Source organism: Pseudonocardia parietis (assembly GCF_017876315.1).
In the GTDB taxonomy this organism is placed as follows: domain Bacteria; phylum Actinomycetota; class Actinomycetes; order Mycobacteriales; family Pseudonocardiaceae; genus Pseudonocardia; species Pseudonocardia parietis.
This window is the reverse complement of the sequence record NZ_JAGINU010000001.1, coordinates 3778521-3793963: the sequence shown is the minus strand read 5'-3', so window position 1 is coordinate 3793963 and position 15443 is coordinate 3778521. Positions and strand designations below refer to the sequence as shown.

Genomic DNA, 15443 nt, shown 5'->3' with positions numbered 1-15443 from the left:
GGGCCCGACTACCGACCATTACCCCCGTTATCGGTTCGATACATCGGGTCGGGACGAGGATCACCCGGTGAAACGGTGCATGTCGCCCCTTCGTACCTGCCCGAGCGGCCGGGATCAGCCCGGCGGGGTGAACCGGCCGTCGACGGCCGTCCAGCCGCCGTCCACGGCCAGCGTCGACCCGGTGACGAACGACGACGCGTCCGAGCACAGGTAGACCACCGCACCGGCCAGCTCGTCCGGGCGTGACCAGCGGCCGAGCGCACCCTTCTCGGCATAGGCCCGGTACCACGCCGGGTCGGCCTTGATCTGCTCGGTCAGCGGGGTCTCGACGATGCCCGGTGCGATCGCGTTGACCCGTACCCCGTGCGGGCCGAACTCGGCGGCCGCGGTCCGGACCAGCATCTCGGCTCCGGCCTTGGTGGCCGCGTAGACCGACTGCCCGGGCTCGACGGTGCGCCCGCGGATCGAGGAGAACACCACGATCGAGCCGCTCCCGCGGGCCGTCATCCGGGCGCCGAACTCCCGCAGGACCGCGAACGTCCCGCCGAGGTTGAGGCCGACGACCGTGTCGAACTCGTCCGGTGAGTAGTCCAGGATCCGCTTGCGGACGTTCACCGCGGCGGTGAGCACGACGGCGTCGACGTCGCCGGGGACCGCCTCGCGCAGCGACGCCGGGTCGGTCACGTCGACGGTCGCGGCCGTCCCGCCGCTCGCCGCCGCGGCGGCCGCGGCGACCTGCGGGTCGCGGTCGGCGCACACCACCGACGCCCCGTGCGCGGCCAGCGCGCTCGCGGCCGCCGCACCGATGCCGCCGGCGCCGAGCACGACCGCGCGCCTGCCGTCGAGCCGGAAGAGCTCGCTCATCGGGTCCCCCTTGTCAGGACGGCCGGACCACGGCCATCCGGGTCACGGTCAGTTCCTCGATCGCGAAGCGCGGCCCCTCGCGGCCGACCCCGGAGTCCTTCACCCCGCCGTAGGGCATGACGTCGGACCGGAACCCGGGCACCTCGTTGACGACCACGCCCCCGACCTCCAGCTCCTCGATCGCCGCGAACGCCGACGCCAGCGACCGGGTGAAGACGGCGGCGTGCAACCCGTAGCGGGACCGGTTCACCGCCGCCAGCCCGGCCGCGAGATCCGGCACCACCCGCAGTGCGACGACCGGGTCGAAGATCTCCTCGCACCAGGCCGGCTGCTCCTCGGGCACCTCGCACAGCACGGTCGGCTCGATCGCGCGGCCACGGGCCCGGCCGCCGTGCAGCACCCGTGCCCCGGCGGCGCGGGCGGCGTCGATGCGGTCGAGCACCCGTTGCGTGGCGGCCTCGTCGATCAGCGGCGCGATCCGGGTGCCCGCCTCGCGCGGGTCGCCGACGGTCAGCTCGTCCATCCGCGCGAGCAGCTTGCCGGTGAACTCCTCGGACACCGGCGCGCAGAGGAGCACGACGGCGACGGGGCAGGCCGGCATGACCAGTCCTCGGCGAGGCCGCCGGTGATCACGACACGGCCGGGCTGGGATCGACGGCGTCGCACAGAACGACGACGTGGGGGTGATCTGCTTCCGCGGTTCGCTTGATCGTCTGAAGTCGGCACAACGAGGTGGGTCACGCGATGGCCGCCCTGCGTCCGGGACTGCCACGCCGAGACGATCACGATTTACAGCTGGAGCGCCGATCCCAGATCCCCGGAACCGGTGATATCTGCGAGACCCGCGCGCGGTCGACCGAGCGCGCCCACTCATTCGTGGGCTGGACTCTATGAAGTTACGCTGGTGGGAATCGTCAAATTTGGTGAAAGCCAATCCGAGCACGACTAGTCTAGTGGCTATCGCAGTGTCGGCGTCGCGACCTCACACGGCGAGGCAGGAACCCTGACCGGGCCGCTCAGTACTGCCGCGAGATACCCCCCGGATCTGCGCAGGTGAACGGCTGACTACCCGACGCGACAATTCTACTTCGTTAACCCTCCTCTTGCCTTGTCCCGCGATCATTTTGCCGTCCTCTTACTTAAAAGTGTCTAGCATATGGTGATCTGCGCAACAGGACTCGGCGCGACCTTCGCAAATCTGGACAAAGCACCGTGGGGAGTTTCGCCGTGGAATTCAGCAAACGGGGCGCCGATTGGCGGCCTGAACGTTACATCGTTTGCCGGGACTGGGGCGGCGGAATGGGCTAATGACAGTCGTTCGCACACCAGAGCGGATTCAGTTCGGCTGATCCGTAACAGGGCGTGCGTCGCGACCAGCCCGCCGGGTGGTCAGTCGGTCGACCGTCGAGGTGACGGGAACCAGCGCAGGGAGCAGAGCGATGATCAGTTGGGGACAACTCGTCCAGACGCCCGACAGCGACGTTCGGACGGGCGAACGAGGCGGCTTCGGCTCTACGGGAACCATCGCTGTGGACACGGACATCCGCGGGCTCGAACGGATACGGGTCGACCATGACGAGCCGCAGGGCGGGCGCGTACGGCCGACCGAACGACTCGAGACCCTGTTCGAGGCCCAGTGTGAGTGGCTGGTCCGCCTCGGTTGCGCCGATCGTTCGGCTGTGGATGCCTCCGATGGGGTCCTTTCATATCTAGAGCTGGACGACGAGGCGAACCGTCTCGCCCGCTACCTGCGGCTACATCACATCGGCCGGGGGGACAGAGTCGCATTGCTTCTGGATGGATCGGCTGACCTGTGCGTGGCGATACTCGCGGTGGCCAAGGTCGGTGCCGCCTATGTTCCGCTGGACGTGCGCCTCGTCGCCGACCAGGTGGTGGCCATCGTCTGCGACGCGAGCGTGTGCCTGGTGCTCACGACCTCGACGGTCGCAGTCCGATTCCCCGGACTCGGGGCCCGGACCGCGACGACCGTGGTCCCGCTCGACCTCGCCGAGCACTTCATAGCCGAACAGAGTCCGCAGCGCTTGCTGAACGTCGAGCGTGGCGCGCCGGGCGGGCCGGTCGCCTACATCGTCTACAGCCTCGACGCCGACGGACGTCCGCACGGTGTCGCGGTCGACCACCGAAGCGTCTGCAACTTCGTCCGTGTGGCAGCCGAGGTGTACGGCGTCGGACCCGGTGACCGGGTGTTCCAGGGGCAGTCACCGGGGTCGGACCGGATGGTGGAGGAGACCTGGCTGCCCTGGGTCGCCGGGGCTACGGTGGTCGTCCCGCCGGCCGGGACGACCCTGCAGGGCGAGGCATTGTGGCGCTTCCTCGGTGAGCGATGTGTGACCGTGCTGCGCAGCGATGCCGCGACGCTGGCCGCACTCGACGAGCGTCTCCTCGCCCTGCGGCTGGTGCTCTCAAGTGCCTCGTGTCCACCGGAGGTGATCAGGCGGTGGCAGCGTCCCGGGCGGCGACTGATCGGTACCTACGGTCCACCCGAAGCGACCGTGACCACCACCTGGACCGAGCTGGAGCCGGGCCGGGCGCCGACGCTCGGCGTCCCGTTACCGACCTACAGCATCATCGTGCTGGACGTCGAGGATCCGCAACGCGCACTGGCGCCCGGTGAGATCGGTGAGATCGGGATCGCCGGGGTCGGACTGGCCCGCGGCTACGTCAACCGTGACGACTTGGCACGAGAGGCGTTCGTTCCCGACAGGCTGGACGTGCCGGATAACCCATCGAAGCGGATCTTCCGCACCGGCGACCTGGGCCGCGTCACCCCCGACGGACGCATCGAGCACCGAGGCCGGCTCGTGGACGAGACGACGACCGCGCGCGGTCGTCGTCTCGGGATGTCTCCGACGCTGAAAACCGTCGCCCAGGCGGCCTCTACGACGCTGGTGGCGGCGGATTACGCCACGCAGGTGCCCGTCGCCCCGGCACCGGCTTCCGGTACCGCCCTCACCGGTGCCGGGGCGCTGCTGGGCGAGGTGCTCGCCAGGGTGCTGGGCTGCGAAGCGGTTCTCGTCGACGCGGACTTCTTCGACGACCTGGGCGCCGACTCGTTGCTCATGGCGAAGTTCTGCGCCCAGGTACGCAAGCACCCCGACCTACCGTCGGTGTCGATCCAGTACGTTTACGAGCACCCGACGCTGCGACGCCTCGCCACCGCTCTCGCACTGCCGATCGAGGCACCGACGCCGTCGTCGGTGGTCGTGGTGGCACGGTTGGCCGAGATCCTCGCGGAGGTGCTCGACCGTGCGGAGGTTCCTCCACAGACGAGCTTCTTCGAGCTCGGCGCGGATTCGCTGACCATGGCGAAGTTCTGCGCCCGAGTTCGCAAGGACCCCGAGTTGCCGACCCTGTCGATACAGGAGGTCTACAGCCACCCGACCCTGACGAGCCTGGCGGCGGCCGTGGCCCCCGCTCCGGAGGGGACTGCACCAGCGGCACAGGAATTGGCGGCGCAGCTGGGCGAGATCCTCGCCGCGGTGGTGGAGCGGGAGGTGCCGGGCCAGGCGCACTTCTTCGATGATGTCGGCGCCGACTCGTTGATGATGGCGAAGTTCTGTGCGCGCGTGCGCAAGGACCCACGGTTGCCGACGGTGTCGATAGAGAACGTCTACGCCACTCCGACGCTCGTCGGCCTGGCCGCCTCCCTCGCTCCGGTCGAACCAGGAGAACTCGCGCCCTCGACTTCGCCGGAGGAGCCCGCCGTCGTTCTCGACCGGTGGGAATCGGTCCGCCGAGTCGGCACCGCGGGGTACGTCCTGTGCGGGGTTTTCCAAGTCGCTTTCGGGCTGGGTTGGTCCTACCTCATGGCGGTGGTGGCGTTCTGGGGGTACGAGTGGTTCGTCGCGTCGCCGACCCTGCTCGCTCTCTACGAGCGGGCGGTCCTCGGCGGCAGCGCCAGTTTCCTGTTCTTGTGCCTGTTCCCGATCGTGGTCAAGTGGGTGCTGATCGGTCGGTGGACGCCCCGCTCGATCCGGGTATGGAGCCTGGGCTATGTCCGGTTCTGGATCGTCACGACGGTCGTGCGCATGAACCCGCTGGTCCTGTTCCGCGGCTCGCCGCTGTACGTGCTCTACCTGCGCTCGCTCGGCGCCCGGATCGGCCGCGACGTGGCGATGTTCGCCCAGATGCCGGTGTGCACCGACCTGCTCTCGATCGGTGACCGTTCGGTGATCCGCAAGGACGCGAGCGTCCCGTGCTACCGGGCCCGCGACGGCCTCATCGAGACCGGACCGGTCACCCTCGGCAACGATGTGTTCGTCGGAGAAGCCACGGCGCTCGATCTCGGCACGCGGGTCGGCGACGGTGGTCAGCTCGGACACACCTCCGCGCTGCTGAGCGGGCAGGTGGTTCCCGCCGGCGAGCGCTGGCACGGATCACCGGCCCGCCCGGCCGGCGTGGACTACTGCACCGTTCCGCCCGCCCGGTGCGGATGGACCCGCAAGATCCTCTACTCGGCGCTGCAGCTGGCCATCGTCCTGATCCTCGTCCTCCCGGTTTCGCTCGGCGGGCTCGCGCTGCTGCTGCGGGAGATTCCGCAGCTGAGGGCCCTGCTGTTCCCCGGACCGCAGGCCTTCGTGCATTGGTACTTCTACGCCGAGATCTTCGGTACGACGTTCGTGCTGATGTTCGTCGGCCTGATCGTGGCATTCCTCCTGATCAGCACGGTCCCCCGGTTGCTCGCGCTCGCTGTGCGACCGGACCGTGTCTACCCGCTCTACGGCGTGCATTATCTCCTGCACGGGACCATCGCGGCGCTGACCAACAACGCGGTGTTCATCCGACTGTTCGGGGACAGCTCCGCGATTCCGCACTACCTACGGGCCGTGGGCTATGACCTGCTGCCGCTCGTACAGACCGGCAACAACTTCGGGCTGGGCGTCAAGCACGATTCCCCGTTCCTGGTAACAGTCGGCCCGGGCACCGTCGTCGCCGACGAGCTCTCGATCATCAACGCGGACTTCTCGAACACCTCGTTCCGCGTGTCACGGGCCCGAATCGGGGCACGTAACTTCCTCGGGAACCGGGTCACCTACCCCTCGCAGGGCAGAACCGGGAACAACTGCCTACTCGGCACCAAAGTCATGATCCCCATCGACGGACCGATCCGCGAAGATGTCGGCCTGCTCGGCTCGCCGAGCTTCGAGATCCCCCGCGCCGTCGCCCGCGACATCCGGCTGGGGCCCAGCGACGACGAACTGCGGCGGGCCCTGCGCGGCAAGAACCGGCACAACGTCGTCACCATGCTCCTGCACCTGGGGGTTCGCTGGCTCTACCTGACCGGGACCCTGATGCTGATCCCCGCTGTGGCGGTGTTCGAGGTGACGCTGGGGGCCCTGGAGATCGTCGTCGCGGGGGTCTTGATGATGCTGTTCACGGTCGTGTGGTTCGCACTGGTGGACATGACCATGCGGCGGCTGCAGCTATGGGTCCCGAACGGGTGCTCGATCTACGAACCGAAGTTCTGGGGCCACGAGCGGTACTGGAAGGTATCTGCACCGGCTCACATGATGCTGTTCAACGGTACCCCGTTGAAGGGGCTCGTCTACCGGCTCAACGGCGTCCGCGTCGGGGCCCGGCTGTTCGACGACGGCGCCGTGCTCGTCGAGCGGTCGTTCGTGTTCATCGGCGACGACTGCATGTTCAACCGGGGCAGCATCATCCAGAACCACTCCCAGGAAGACAGCGTGTTCAAGTCCGACCACACCGTGCTCGGGTCCCGCGTCACCCTCGGGGCCGGGGTCTTCGTGTTCTACGGGATCGCGATCGGCGACGACACCGTGATCGAAGCCGACTCGTTCCTCATGAAGGGCGAGGAGATCCCCGCGGGCGAAACCTGGGGTGGCAACCCGGCCCGGGAGCTACCCACCAGATCCATCCCGGTGTCGGCATGAGCGCCGGCCGCGCAGCGTGGGGAGCCGACATGTCCGTCTCAGCCCAGCCTACCCGGATCCAGCTGGAGCCGCTCCAGGTCGAACACCGCCCCGGCACACCGGCCCTCCTGCATGTCGACCCGGACGACCCGTTGCGGTGGGCATTCGAGGCGCGGCAAGCGCTACGCGCCGCTGTGGTCGACCACGGCGCAGTGCTGGTCCGCGGGCTCGGCCTGTACGACTCGATCCTGGCCGGCGACGTGGTGCGCATGCTCGCCGACGACCTGATGACTGAGCGCGAGGCGTTCGCACCGCGGGTGCCCTACACCGATGGGGTGTACTCGGCGACGCGGTGGCCAACCAGGATCCCGATGTGCCCGCACCACGAGCTGTCCTACTGCGACTGGTTCCCCGCCCTGATGATGTTCGTCTGCCTGACTCCACCCGTGCTCGGCGGGGCCACCGTGCTCGTCGACTCCCCCACCGTGCTTGCAGCCTTGCCCGCCAGCCTGGTGAAGCGCTGTGAACGTGACGGGTGGCTGCTGGTGCGCACCTACAACGGCGACGTCGGTCCGTCCTGGTCGGATGCCTTCGGCATCGGTGACCGAAGCGGCGTCGAGGACTACTGCCGAGCACACTCCATCGACGTCGAGTGGCGCCGTGGGGGGCAGCTCCGGACCCGGCAACGCAGGCCGGCCGTCGTCCGCCACCCGAACACCGGAGTGCGCTGCTGGTTCAACGAGATCGCGTTCTACAGCGAGTGGGTCTTCGGCCCTGACGCGGGCGACGAGTTGCGCGACATGCTGGGGCCCGACGGGTTGCCCGTCACCACCTGCTTCGGGGACGGCACCCCCATCGGCTGGGACCTCATATCCCGGATCAAGCAGGCATACACCGTCAACGCCGTCCGCGAGCCCTGGCAGAGCGGTGATCTCCTGGTCGTCGACAACATCCGTACAGCTCACGGCCGCGACCCCTACCAGGGGCCGCGCGAAGTACTCGCTGCGATGGCTGACCAGTGCACAGTCGCCGAGTAGTTTCGATCAGGCGTTACACCGATAGTTGTGGCGCCACGCATCCGCGATCGGACGAAGAACGTCGCTCGACCGTCGGTCAAGGTGCGACGTGATCAGAAGCAGCGACGTTACCGGGCGTCTCACCGGCTCCGACGGTTTCGAACGAGTACCCACCACGGGGGTGAGTTCCGCGGATCGGACGCTGGTCCGGAACCGCCATCAGCCGCGACCCGCAGGCGCCGAGATGCGCGGAATGAGCACTGGTTCGGCGCGACCACCAGCTCAACGTGCACGTCGGAATCCCGCACAGGATTCCCGCCCGCTGTCCGCGGTATCAGGTTCCGCCGTCACGAGACCGCACGGGCACGGCTATCGCCGGGCGATGCGGTTGCGCGATGGCGGAGGGTCCGATCGATGAGGTCGCGGATCGTGGCACTCGTGGTAGCCGCTGCGGCGTTCGCGGTGGCACTGTTCGGGATACCGCTGGTCATCGGCCTGGCAGGGTTCGCAGTGGCGCAGGAGCGCTCCTCACTGCAACGTCTCGCCGGGTTCGCCGCCCGCACGGTACAGGAGGACATGACCGACGATCGCGTGCCGAGGCGTCTGCCGGACGGACCCGGCGATGCCGCGATCGCCCTCTACGACGACGAGGGGACACTGCTGCTCGGAGCCGGCCCCGCGCACGGCGATGCGCCGGTCGAGTACGTCCTCGGCAGCCGCACCGGCCCACCTCCTGTGGATGCACTGACCGTCGCGGTCCCGGTCAGCGACACCGACGACATCATCGGTGCCGTTCGTACGTCGGCACCGTCGTCTCAGGTCTACGACGCCCTGATCCCCATCTGGCTGGGGATCGCGGGCCTCGCCGCAGTCGTGCTGGTGTCGGTCTGGCTTCTTGCACGACGACTGGCGATACGTCTGTCCCGTCCGCTTGACCGCCTGGTCGACGATGCGGACCGGCTGGGAGACGGGGATTTCGGTATCGCCCCGGATCCGACCGGTATCGCGGAGACCGACCGGGCCAGCGCTGCTCTGAGCCGAACCGCGCGTCGGCTCGACGACCTGGTCGCGCGCGAAAGAGCGTTCTCGGCGGTAGCCTCTCATCAACTGCGCACGCCCCTTGCGGACATGCGGCTCCGGTTGGAGTCCGCACTCGACCGGCCCGAGCGCATGACGAAGGCAGAGATCGCGGACGGTCTGGGCTCGATCGACCGGCTCGAGCGCACGATCGACGAGCTTCTCGCGCTAGCACGCGAACGTCAGACGACCTCAGCACCGGCCAATCTCGCTGCACTGCTGGCCGAGTTCGACGACGAGTGGGGTTCACGCCTCGCCCGGGAGAACCGCAGATTCTCGATCCGGCTGCCGGCTTCTCTTCCCCGGCCGGACGCGTCGTCGGCCGCCGTCCGCCAGATCATCGGCGTCCTCCTCGACAACGCCCTCTTCCACGGCGCAGGGGCAGTATCGATCTCCGCTCACGAGCTGGGAGAGGACGCGATCGCGGTCGAGATCAGCGACGAAGGTGCCGGTGTCCCCACGTCTGCCCTCACGGACGGACATATCGGGAACGGTATGGGCTTGCCGCTGGCCCGCCGCCTCGCCGAAAGCGAAGGCGGACGGCTCATCGTCGGCACCGTCCCCTCGACGATGACGCTGCTGCTCCCGGTCGCGAGCGCGCCCGAGACCAGTTCTCCCGGCACAACGAGAGCATCAGCCAAGTGACACGCGCGCCAGGGCGCCTGATGCGGCGCCCTGCGACCGATCGAGGGGTCGTGATGGCCGTATCAGGTTGTTCTGGCGCTCGTTAAGCCCGGCGGCGCCAAGGTCGCCACGCCCGGACTATCCGCTACCCGCCGCTGCGCCCAGGACCACACTGAGCAGCGTGGAGGCCGCGGACCGGACCGAGGCACCCCCAGCGCTGACCTTGCGGGGCAGCCCAACCGCCGCGAGCGAGTCGGGCCTCGCGCCCCGTGGTCAGCTGCAGCTCCGCGACCCGGCAGGTGTCCACAGGATTGCGGAGTTTCGGGGCCTCCCCGCCGTGGCGCTCGGCGTGCTGGTCCCAGACCACCTCCCGCGCCCGCGCTCGAGCCGCCGCTACCGCGGCCAGGTGCCGCCCGTCGAGCCGACCCAGCAGCCGCCAGACCGTCGAGTCCGAGGCCACCGCCCCGAACACCGCTTCCTGATCGGCAAGGACGGCGATCTCGCAGATCGTGGTGGCGCCGTCAGCGAGCGCCGACGCCACATCGACCGGGATCCGGCCCGGATCGGCCAGCAGCCGTGACCCGACGTGCGACACCACCCCGTCCCCGTCGGCGGACACAATGATCTTCGGACGCGTGGATGTAGCCTGCACCTGGATAGTGCCTCGCTGACGACGCCGTCGCCGCCGGAGACGGGCCGCGGGCGGCCCGTCTCGTGCAGGAGGGCATCCACGCGTTCTACGCCGACGACCTCACCGGCGAGGAGGCGGCGGAGCTGCGGGCCGTGCTCGACGACCCGCGCTGACCCCGGTCCGCCTCGCGCTCACCCGGTGCTGGCGGCGCGCCGCGGCAGCACCCAGTGCGGCCGCGGGAAGTGGCAGTTGTAGCCGTAGGGGTACTTCTGCAGGTAGTCCTGGTGCTCGGGCTCGGCCTCCCAGAAGTCACCGGCCGGTTCGACGTCGGTGGACGCCCGGCCCGGCCAGAGCCCGGAGGCGTCGACGTCGGCGATGGTGTCCAGGGCGACCTGTCGCTGCTCGTCGCTCGTGTGGAAGATCGCCGAGCGGTAGCCGCGGCCGATGTCGTTGCCCTGGCGGTCCTTCGTCGTCGGGTCGTGGATCTGGAAGAAGAACTCCAGGATCTCCCGGTAGGAGATCTGCTGCGGGTCGAACACGATCTCGACGGCCTCGGCGTGGTCGCCGTGGGCGCGGTACGTCGCGTTCGGCGTGCGCGGGTCACCGGAGTAGCCGGCCCGGGTGCTGACGACGCCCGGACGCTTGCGCAGCAGTTCCTGCACACCCCAGAAGCAGCCGCCGGCCAGAATGGCGGTCTCGGTCATCGGAGAACCTCCCTGAGTCGAGTTCGGTGGGTACAACGGTGGTCGCCGCCCTGTTGTTCCGTCGTGCGCAACCGGATGCGCGTGCGGGACCTTCGCCCCTGGAGCATCCCGGTGCCGCCGACGGAGCATGACGCCGGCGGTCAGTTCTGTGAAGGAGCGGGCCGCCCGGACCGGCCCGTCCTCGCCTGGCCACCGCCCCCGACCCGGCGCCGGGGCGGGCCGGTCCACCGGCACCGGACGCCGGCCGGCCTCGGTCAGCCGCCCGCCGGCCGCTCCGGATCGGGCGCGGGATCGGCATGTACCGGCGCCGGGTCGCCGTCGGTCGCACCGGCCTCCAGGTGCGCGGGCTCCGCCGCCCCGACCGCCTGCCGCCCATCGTCGGGGTCGGGGCCGGGGCCGGGGTCGGCCGCGGGCGCACCGCCGTCCTCCCCGCTCTGCCCGGTCTGCTCGCTCTGTCCGGTCTGCTCCGCGAAGCGCTGGTCCCGCTTGTCGATCTGCTCGCCGAGGTAGCGCAGCATCACCGCGAGGACGGCGGCGACCGGCACGGCCAGGAACGCACCCGCGATGCCGGCGAGCGACCCGCCCGCGGTGACGGCGAGCAGCACGACGGCCGCGTGCAGCTTCAGGCTGTGGCCCTGCAGGAAGGGCTGCAGCACGTTGCCCTCGACCTGCTGTACCGCCACGACCAGGATCGCGACCGCCACCGCGGTACCGAACCCCTGGGTGACCAGGGCGATCAGCACCGCCAGGACCCCGGCGATGAAGGCGCCGACGATCGGGATGAACCCGCCGACGAACGTCAGGATCGCCAGCGGCAGGGCCAGCGGGACGCTCAGCAGCACCAGCCCGATCCCGATGAACACCGCGTCGATCAGGCTGACCAGCGCCTGCACCCGGATGAACCCGCCGAGTGCCGCCCACATCCGGGACAGCACCTCGGCCAGGTGCCCGCCCGCGGTGCGGCCGGTCATCGAGGTGAGCCACGGCAGGAACCGCGGACCGTCCTTGACGAAGAAGAACGTCAGGACCAGCGCGAGGACGACCGCGATCAGGCCGGACGCGAGCGTCGAGACACCCGTCAGCACCCCGGTCGCGATCGACGCCGCCTGCTGCTGCAGCTGGCGGGTCACCTGGTCGATGATGGTGCCGATCTGCCCCTCACCGAGGTTCAGCGGCGGCCCGAACGCCCACTGCTGGATCTGGGCGAGCCCGGCCACGACGCCGGACGAGATTTGCTGGACCTGCCCGCTGACCGACGGCGCGATCGACACGAACAGCCCGGTGACCGCGCCGAGGCCGACCAGCAGCACGACGACCGCGGCGAGTGCCGGCGGGAACCGGCGCCGGATCAGCCACGCGGCGGGCGGGCGCAGCACCGTGGTGAGCAGGATGGCGAGCACCACCGGCCACAGCACCACCCAGAACGTCCCGATGACGTAACCGATGATCACCAGGCCGACGGCGATGAGCGCGATCCGCAGGCTCCACGCGGCCACCCAGGTCAGCCCGTTGCCGATCACCGTGCCCCGGCTGGCGACCGAGGGCGCGGGCGCCGGACTCAGCATCGACCCACCGGCCGGATCCCGGCGGGGCGCGACCTCCTCGCTCCCCCGGACCGCCGGCTGCGACCGCGACTCCATGCTCCACCTCTCGTCGGGATCCGTTCTGCGGCGGAACACTATCGGCGCCCGGGCCTGCCTGCCGGGAGACGCCGCCTGCGCGGGCCGCTGCCCTCCGACCGGGTGTTTCCCGGGCGGTCGCACGACCGTCGGGCCGTTGGCAGTAATTCGACGTCCACTGTCCTTCCTGCCCCTGTCCGCGGCACCGTCCCCGGCGGATCCTCGATAGGGCACCAGGTGGTCGCGCCCACGCACCACCCGTCACACGTCCTGGAGGTACCGCCATGTGGGGTCAGATCCTGCTCGCCGCCACCGTCGTCGTCGGCTCCACCGCGACGCTGCGCGAGGTGCTGCGCGGCCGGCCGCGACGGGTACGGACGCGGCGGGTGTACGACACGAGGTCGCCGTCGCTGCAGTGATCGCTGCTGCAGTGATCGCCACGGCGGTGATCGCTCAGCCGCCGGGGACGACCAGCACCGGGCACGGGGCGAACGCGACCAGCGACCTGCTCGTCGACCCCAGCTGCATCCCGACCGGCTGGCGTGCCCCGTACGGACCGACGACGACGGCGCGGGCGGCCGCGGCGGCGTCGAGCAGGGCGCGCAGCGCGGTGCCCTCCACGACCCGGGTGTGCACGTCCGGCACGAAGTCACGGGCGGTCGCGGCCGCCGACTCCAGCGCGGCGTGCGCCTGCCCGGCGAGGGCCGACCGGTCGTCGTCGACCCGGTGCAGCCGGGTGCCCGGCCTGGCGACGACGTCGGACCACGCGTGCACGAGGGTCAGCGGCGCCGCCCATGCGGCCGCCAGCGCGGCCGCCTCGGCGACGATCGCGGCGTCCCGGTCGCCCGGGCCGCCACCGACCCCGGCCACCACGCCCTCGGCGCCCGGCCCGGCGTCACGGACGATCGCGACCGGGGCCCGGGCGTGGCAGGCCACCCGGTCGGCGAACCGGCCGGCGAGCATCGCGCCGGTGGCACCGGCGCCGTGGCTGCCGGCCACGAGCATCCGGACGGACCCGGTGGCCGCGAGCACGGCGTCGGCGATCACGTCGGTGCCCGCACCCGGCGGAGCGGGGAGCAGCTGCAACCCGGCACCGGTGCGCCCCGCCAGCTCCTCCAGCTCACCCGGCGCCGTCGTGGCCGCGGTGACGTGCAGCAGGCGGACCCGCCCACACCACACCTCGGCGAGACCGGTGGCCCATTCGGCGGCCTGCGCCGCTCCCGGCGAGCCGTCCACCGCCACCGCGATCTCGGCCCCGCCGCTCCCGCTCGTCCCGGCGCCGTCGCTCATGCAGCCTCCTCGGTCGTTCCCGGCACCGACCCTGGCACACCGGGCGCGCTGTGGCCGGGTCCGAGGTTCGGGTGACCGGCCCAGCGGGTCACCCGATACGGTCACGCCACCGGCGAACCGCAGGAGGGGCACCCCATGTCCGCGAACGAGCTGTCCGTCCACTGCGGAGACGTGCACACCGTCGAGGACGTGGTCACCGCGCTGAGCGCGATCCGCGACCAGGCCGCCGAGGACATCCGCGCCCCGAAGATCGACGGGATCTCCTGCTTCAGCCGGCTCTACGCGACCATCACCGAGAACGTCCTCGAGACGCTGGACGGCACCCACCCCACCCGGTCGTTCGACGACGAGGCGTTCCTGACCCGGCTCGACATCGAGTTCGCCCGCCGCTACCTGGCCGCGATCGTGGCGTACGAGCGGCGCGACGGCACGGTCCCCGCGTGCTGGAAGGTGCTGTTCGACCACCGGCGTGACCAGTCCGTCGGGCACGTCAACTTCGCGGCGTGCGGTGTCAACGCGCACGTCAATCTCGATCTGGCACTGGCCCTGCTGGCGACCTGGGAGGACTTCCCGCCCACCCCCGCCCGGCGCGCCGACTACGACCGGGTCAACGACATCTTCGGCGAGGAGATGGACGACCTGCGCGAGGACTTCGACGCGTTCCTCGCCGGGACCCGGGAGAACGGGTTGCTCGACCGGCTCGGCAACTCGCTGTCCGATCTCCTGGTGCGCACGACCCGCGGGCTGGCGTGGGAGGCCGCCGAACGGGTGTGGGCGCACCGCGACGAGCCCGCCGCGTACCAGCGGGCACTCGCCGCGGAGACCGCGCGGCTGGACAACGCCGCCCAGGCGCTGGGCTGGATGATCCTCAACGCCCCCGACCTGCCCTGATCACCGCAGCCCGCGGTGCAGGACGTCCAGGGCGGCGTTCTCCATCGAGCCGCCGCCGGCGTGGACGTCCAGCCGGGCGGCGAGCTCGGGGGGCAGGTCCAGGACGAGCCGGACGGACTCCGTGAGCTCCGTGGATTCCGGCTCCGTGGGCTCCGGCGGGGACGGCGGCGGCGACGCCGGGGTGAACTCAGCCGGGCGCAGCACCAGCCCGAGTACCGGCAGCGCGATCGTGCCGAGCGCGTCGACGATCCCGGCGACGCCCAGCCAGCGCCAGTACCAGCCGTCGTCGGAGCCGGGGATCTCGCCGTCGGTCAGCACCGGGAGCGCGAGCATCACCGCGACCACCGCGATGGCGAGCAGGGTGGCGACGAGCCCGACCCGGATGGCCGGGTGCCCCCGGTCGGCGAGCAGCAGGAGCAGGTTCGCGTGGGCGAGGCTGACGGCGGCGACGGTGAGCAGGAGCAGCGCCTTGACCAAGCCCTCCGACGAGGCCTGCGACCAGTCCTGCCAGATCAGCACCAGGGCCGCCAGTGCCGCTCCCCCGCTCGCCACGAGCCCGGCGAAGCCGACCACCCGCACCGTGCGGGTGACGACGGCGAGGTGGCACAGCGCCGTCGTCCCGAACCCGGCGACCACCAGGGTGCTGAGCACGATCCGGACCTGCAGGTCGCCGAACTCGCCGGAGAGCAGCGCGACGATGCCCATCGCCGAGGCCACGACGAGCGAGGCGACCACCGCGACGATCATCGCGCGGCGGGCACCGCGCACCGTGGTGACGCGGCCGTCGCCGGGGCGGGTGCCGGGTGCGGTGTCGTGCGGGTCGGCGGTCATGG

The 15443-nt window shown here is 70.6% G+C and carries 10 protein-coding genes and 2 pseudogenes; 5 read left to right on the top strand and 7 right to left on the bottom strand.

Annotated features, from left to right (window positions below; all coding sequences use genetic code 11):
• Nucleotides 1-114: 114 nt before the first annotated feature.
• Nucleotides 115-864, bottom strand: a complete 750-nt coding sequence (locus JOF36_RS18020; protein WP_210028141.1) for an SDR family NAD(P)-dependent oxidoreductase — start codon at nucleotides 862-864, stop codon at nucleotides 115-117.
• 13 nt (nucleotides 865-877) lie between these two features.
• Nucleotides 878-1441 (bottom strand): annotated as a pseudogene (locus JOF36_RS18015) (aldehyde dehydrogenase family protein); the annotation flags it as partial.
• A gap of 862 nt (nucleotides 1442-2303) precedes the next feature.
• On the opposite strand from JOF36_RS18015, the gene JOF36_RS18010 reads away from it, so the two are divergent.
• The 3 genes from JOF36_RS18010 (at nucleotide 2304) to JOF36_RS18000 (ending at nucleotide 9496) form a co-directional block, all read left to right on the top strand.
• Nucleotides 2304-6779, top strand: coding sequence for a Pls/PosA family non-ribosomal peptide synthetase (locus JOF36_RS18010; protein ID WP_245350888.1), 4476 nt, complete (start codon nucleotides 2304-2306; stop codon nucleotides 6777-6779).
• Nucleotides 6780-6808: 29 nt separating this feature from the next.
• A complete protein-coding gene (locus tag JOF36_RS18005; RefSeq protein WP_210028139.1) occupies nucleotides 6809-7795 on the top strand; it encodes a TauD/TfdA family dioxygenase in 987 nt (328 codons plus the stop codon).
• 408 nt (nucleotides 7796-8203) lie between these two features.
• Nucleotides 8204-9496: a sensor histidine kinase gene (locus JOF36_RS18000; protein ID WP_210028138.1), complete on the top strand. Its 1293-nt coding sequence runs from the start codon at nucleotides 8204-8206 to the stop codon at nucleotides 9494-9496.
• Nucleotides 9497-9809: 313 nt separating this feature from the next.
• Here the strand turns inward: JOF36_RS18000 and JOF36_RS39170 are convergent.
• The 3 genes and pseudogenes from JOF36_RS39170 to JOF36_RS17985 form a co-directional block, all read right to left on the bottom strand.
• Nucleotides 9810-10127 (bottom strand): annotated as a pseudogene (locus tag JOF36_RS39170) (IS1380 family transposase); the annotation flags it as partial.
• A gap of 170 nt (nucleotides 10128-10297) precedes the next feature.
• Nucleotides 10298-10810: a peptide-methionine (S)-S-oxide reductase MsrA gene (msrA, locus tag JOF36_RS17990; protein ID WP_210028136.1), complete on the bottom strand. Its 513-nt coding sequence runs from the start codon at nucleotides 10808-10810 to the stop codon at nucleotides 10298-10300.
• Nucleotides 10811-11064: 254 nt separating this feature from the next.
• Nucleotides 11065-12450, bottom strand: coding sequence for an AI-2E family transporter (locus JOF36_RS17985; RefSeq protein WP_245350886.1), 1386 nt, complete (start codon nucleotides 12448-12450; stop codon nucleotides 11065-11067).
• 263 nt (nucleotides 12451-12713) lie between these two features.
• On the opposite strand from JOF36_RS17985, the gene JOF36_RS40250 reads away from it, so the two are divergent.
• Nucleotides 12714-12848 (top strand): hypothetical protein, encoded by a 135-nt coding sequence (locus tag JOF36_RS40250; protein WP_281071499.1) that lies wholly within the window; start codon nucleotides 12714-12716, stop codon nucleotides 12846-12848.
• Between the two features lie 34 nt (nucleotides 12849-12882).
• On the opposite strand, the gene JOF36_RS17980 is transcribed toward JOF36_RS40250, so the two are convergent.
• Nucleotides 12883-13719, bottom strand: coding sequence for a universal stress protein (locus JOF36_RS17980; RefSeq protein ID WP_210028135.1), 837 nt, complete (start codon nucleotides 13717-13719; stop codon nucleotides 12883-12885).
• A 135-nt stretch (nucleotides 13720-13854) separates the two neighbouring features.
• On the opposite strand from JOF36_RS17980, the gene JOF36_RS17975 reads away from it, so the two are divergent.
• On the top strand, nucleotides 13855-14610 hold the full coding sequence (locus tag JOF36_RS17975) for a DUF5995 family protein (RefSeq protein ID WP_210028134.1): 756 nt from the start codon (nucleotides 13855-13857) through the stop codon (nucleotides 14608-14610).
• On the opposite strand, the gene JOF36_RS17970 is transcribed toward JOF36_RS17975, so the two are convergent.
• On the bottom strand, nucleotides 14611-15441 hold the full coding sequence (locus tag JOF36_RS17970) for a hypothetical protein (protein WP_210028133.1): 831 nt from the start codon (nucleotides 15439-15441) through the stop codon (nucleotides 14611-14613).
• Between the last annotated feature and the right edge of the window lie 2 nt (nucleotides 15442-15443).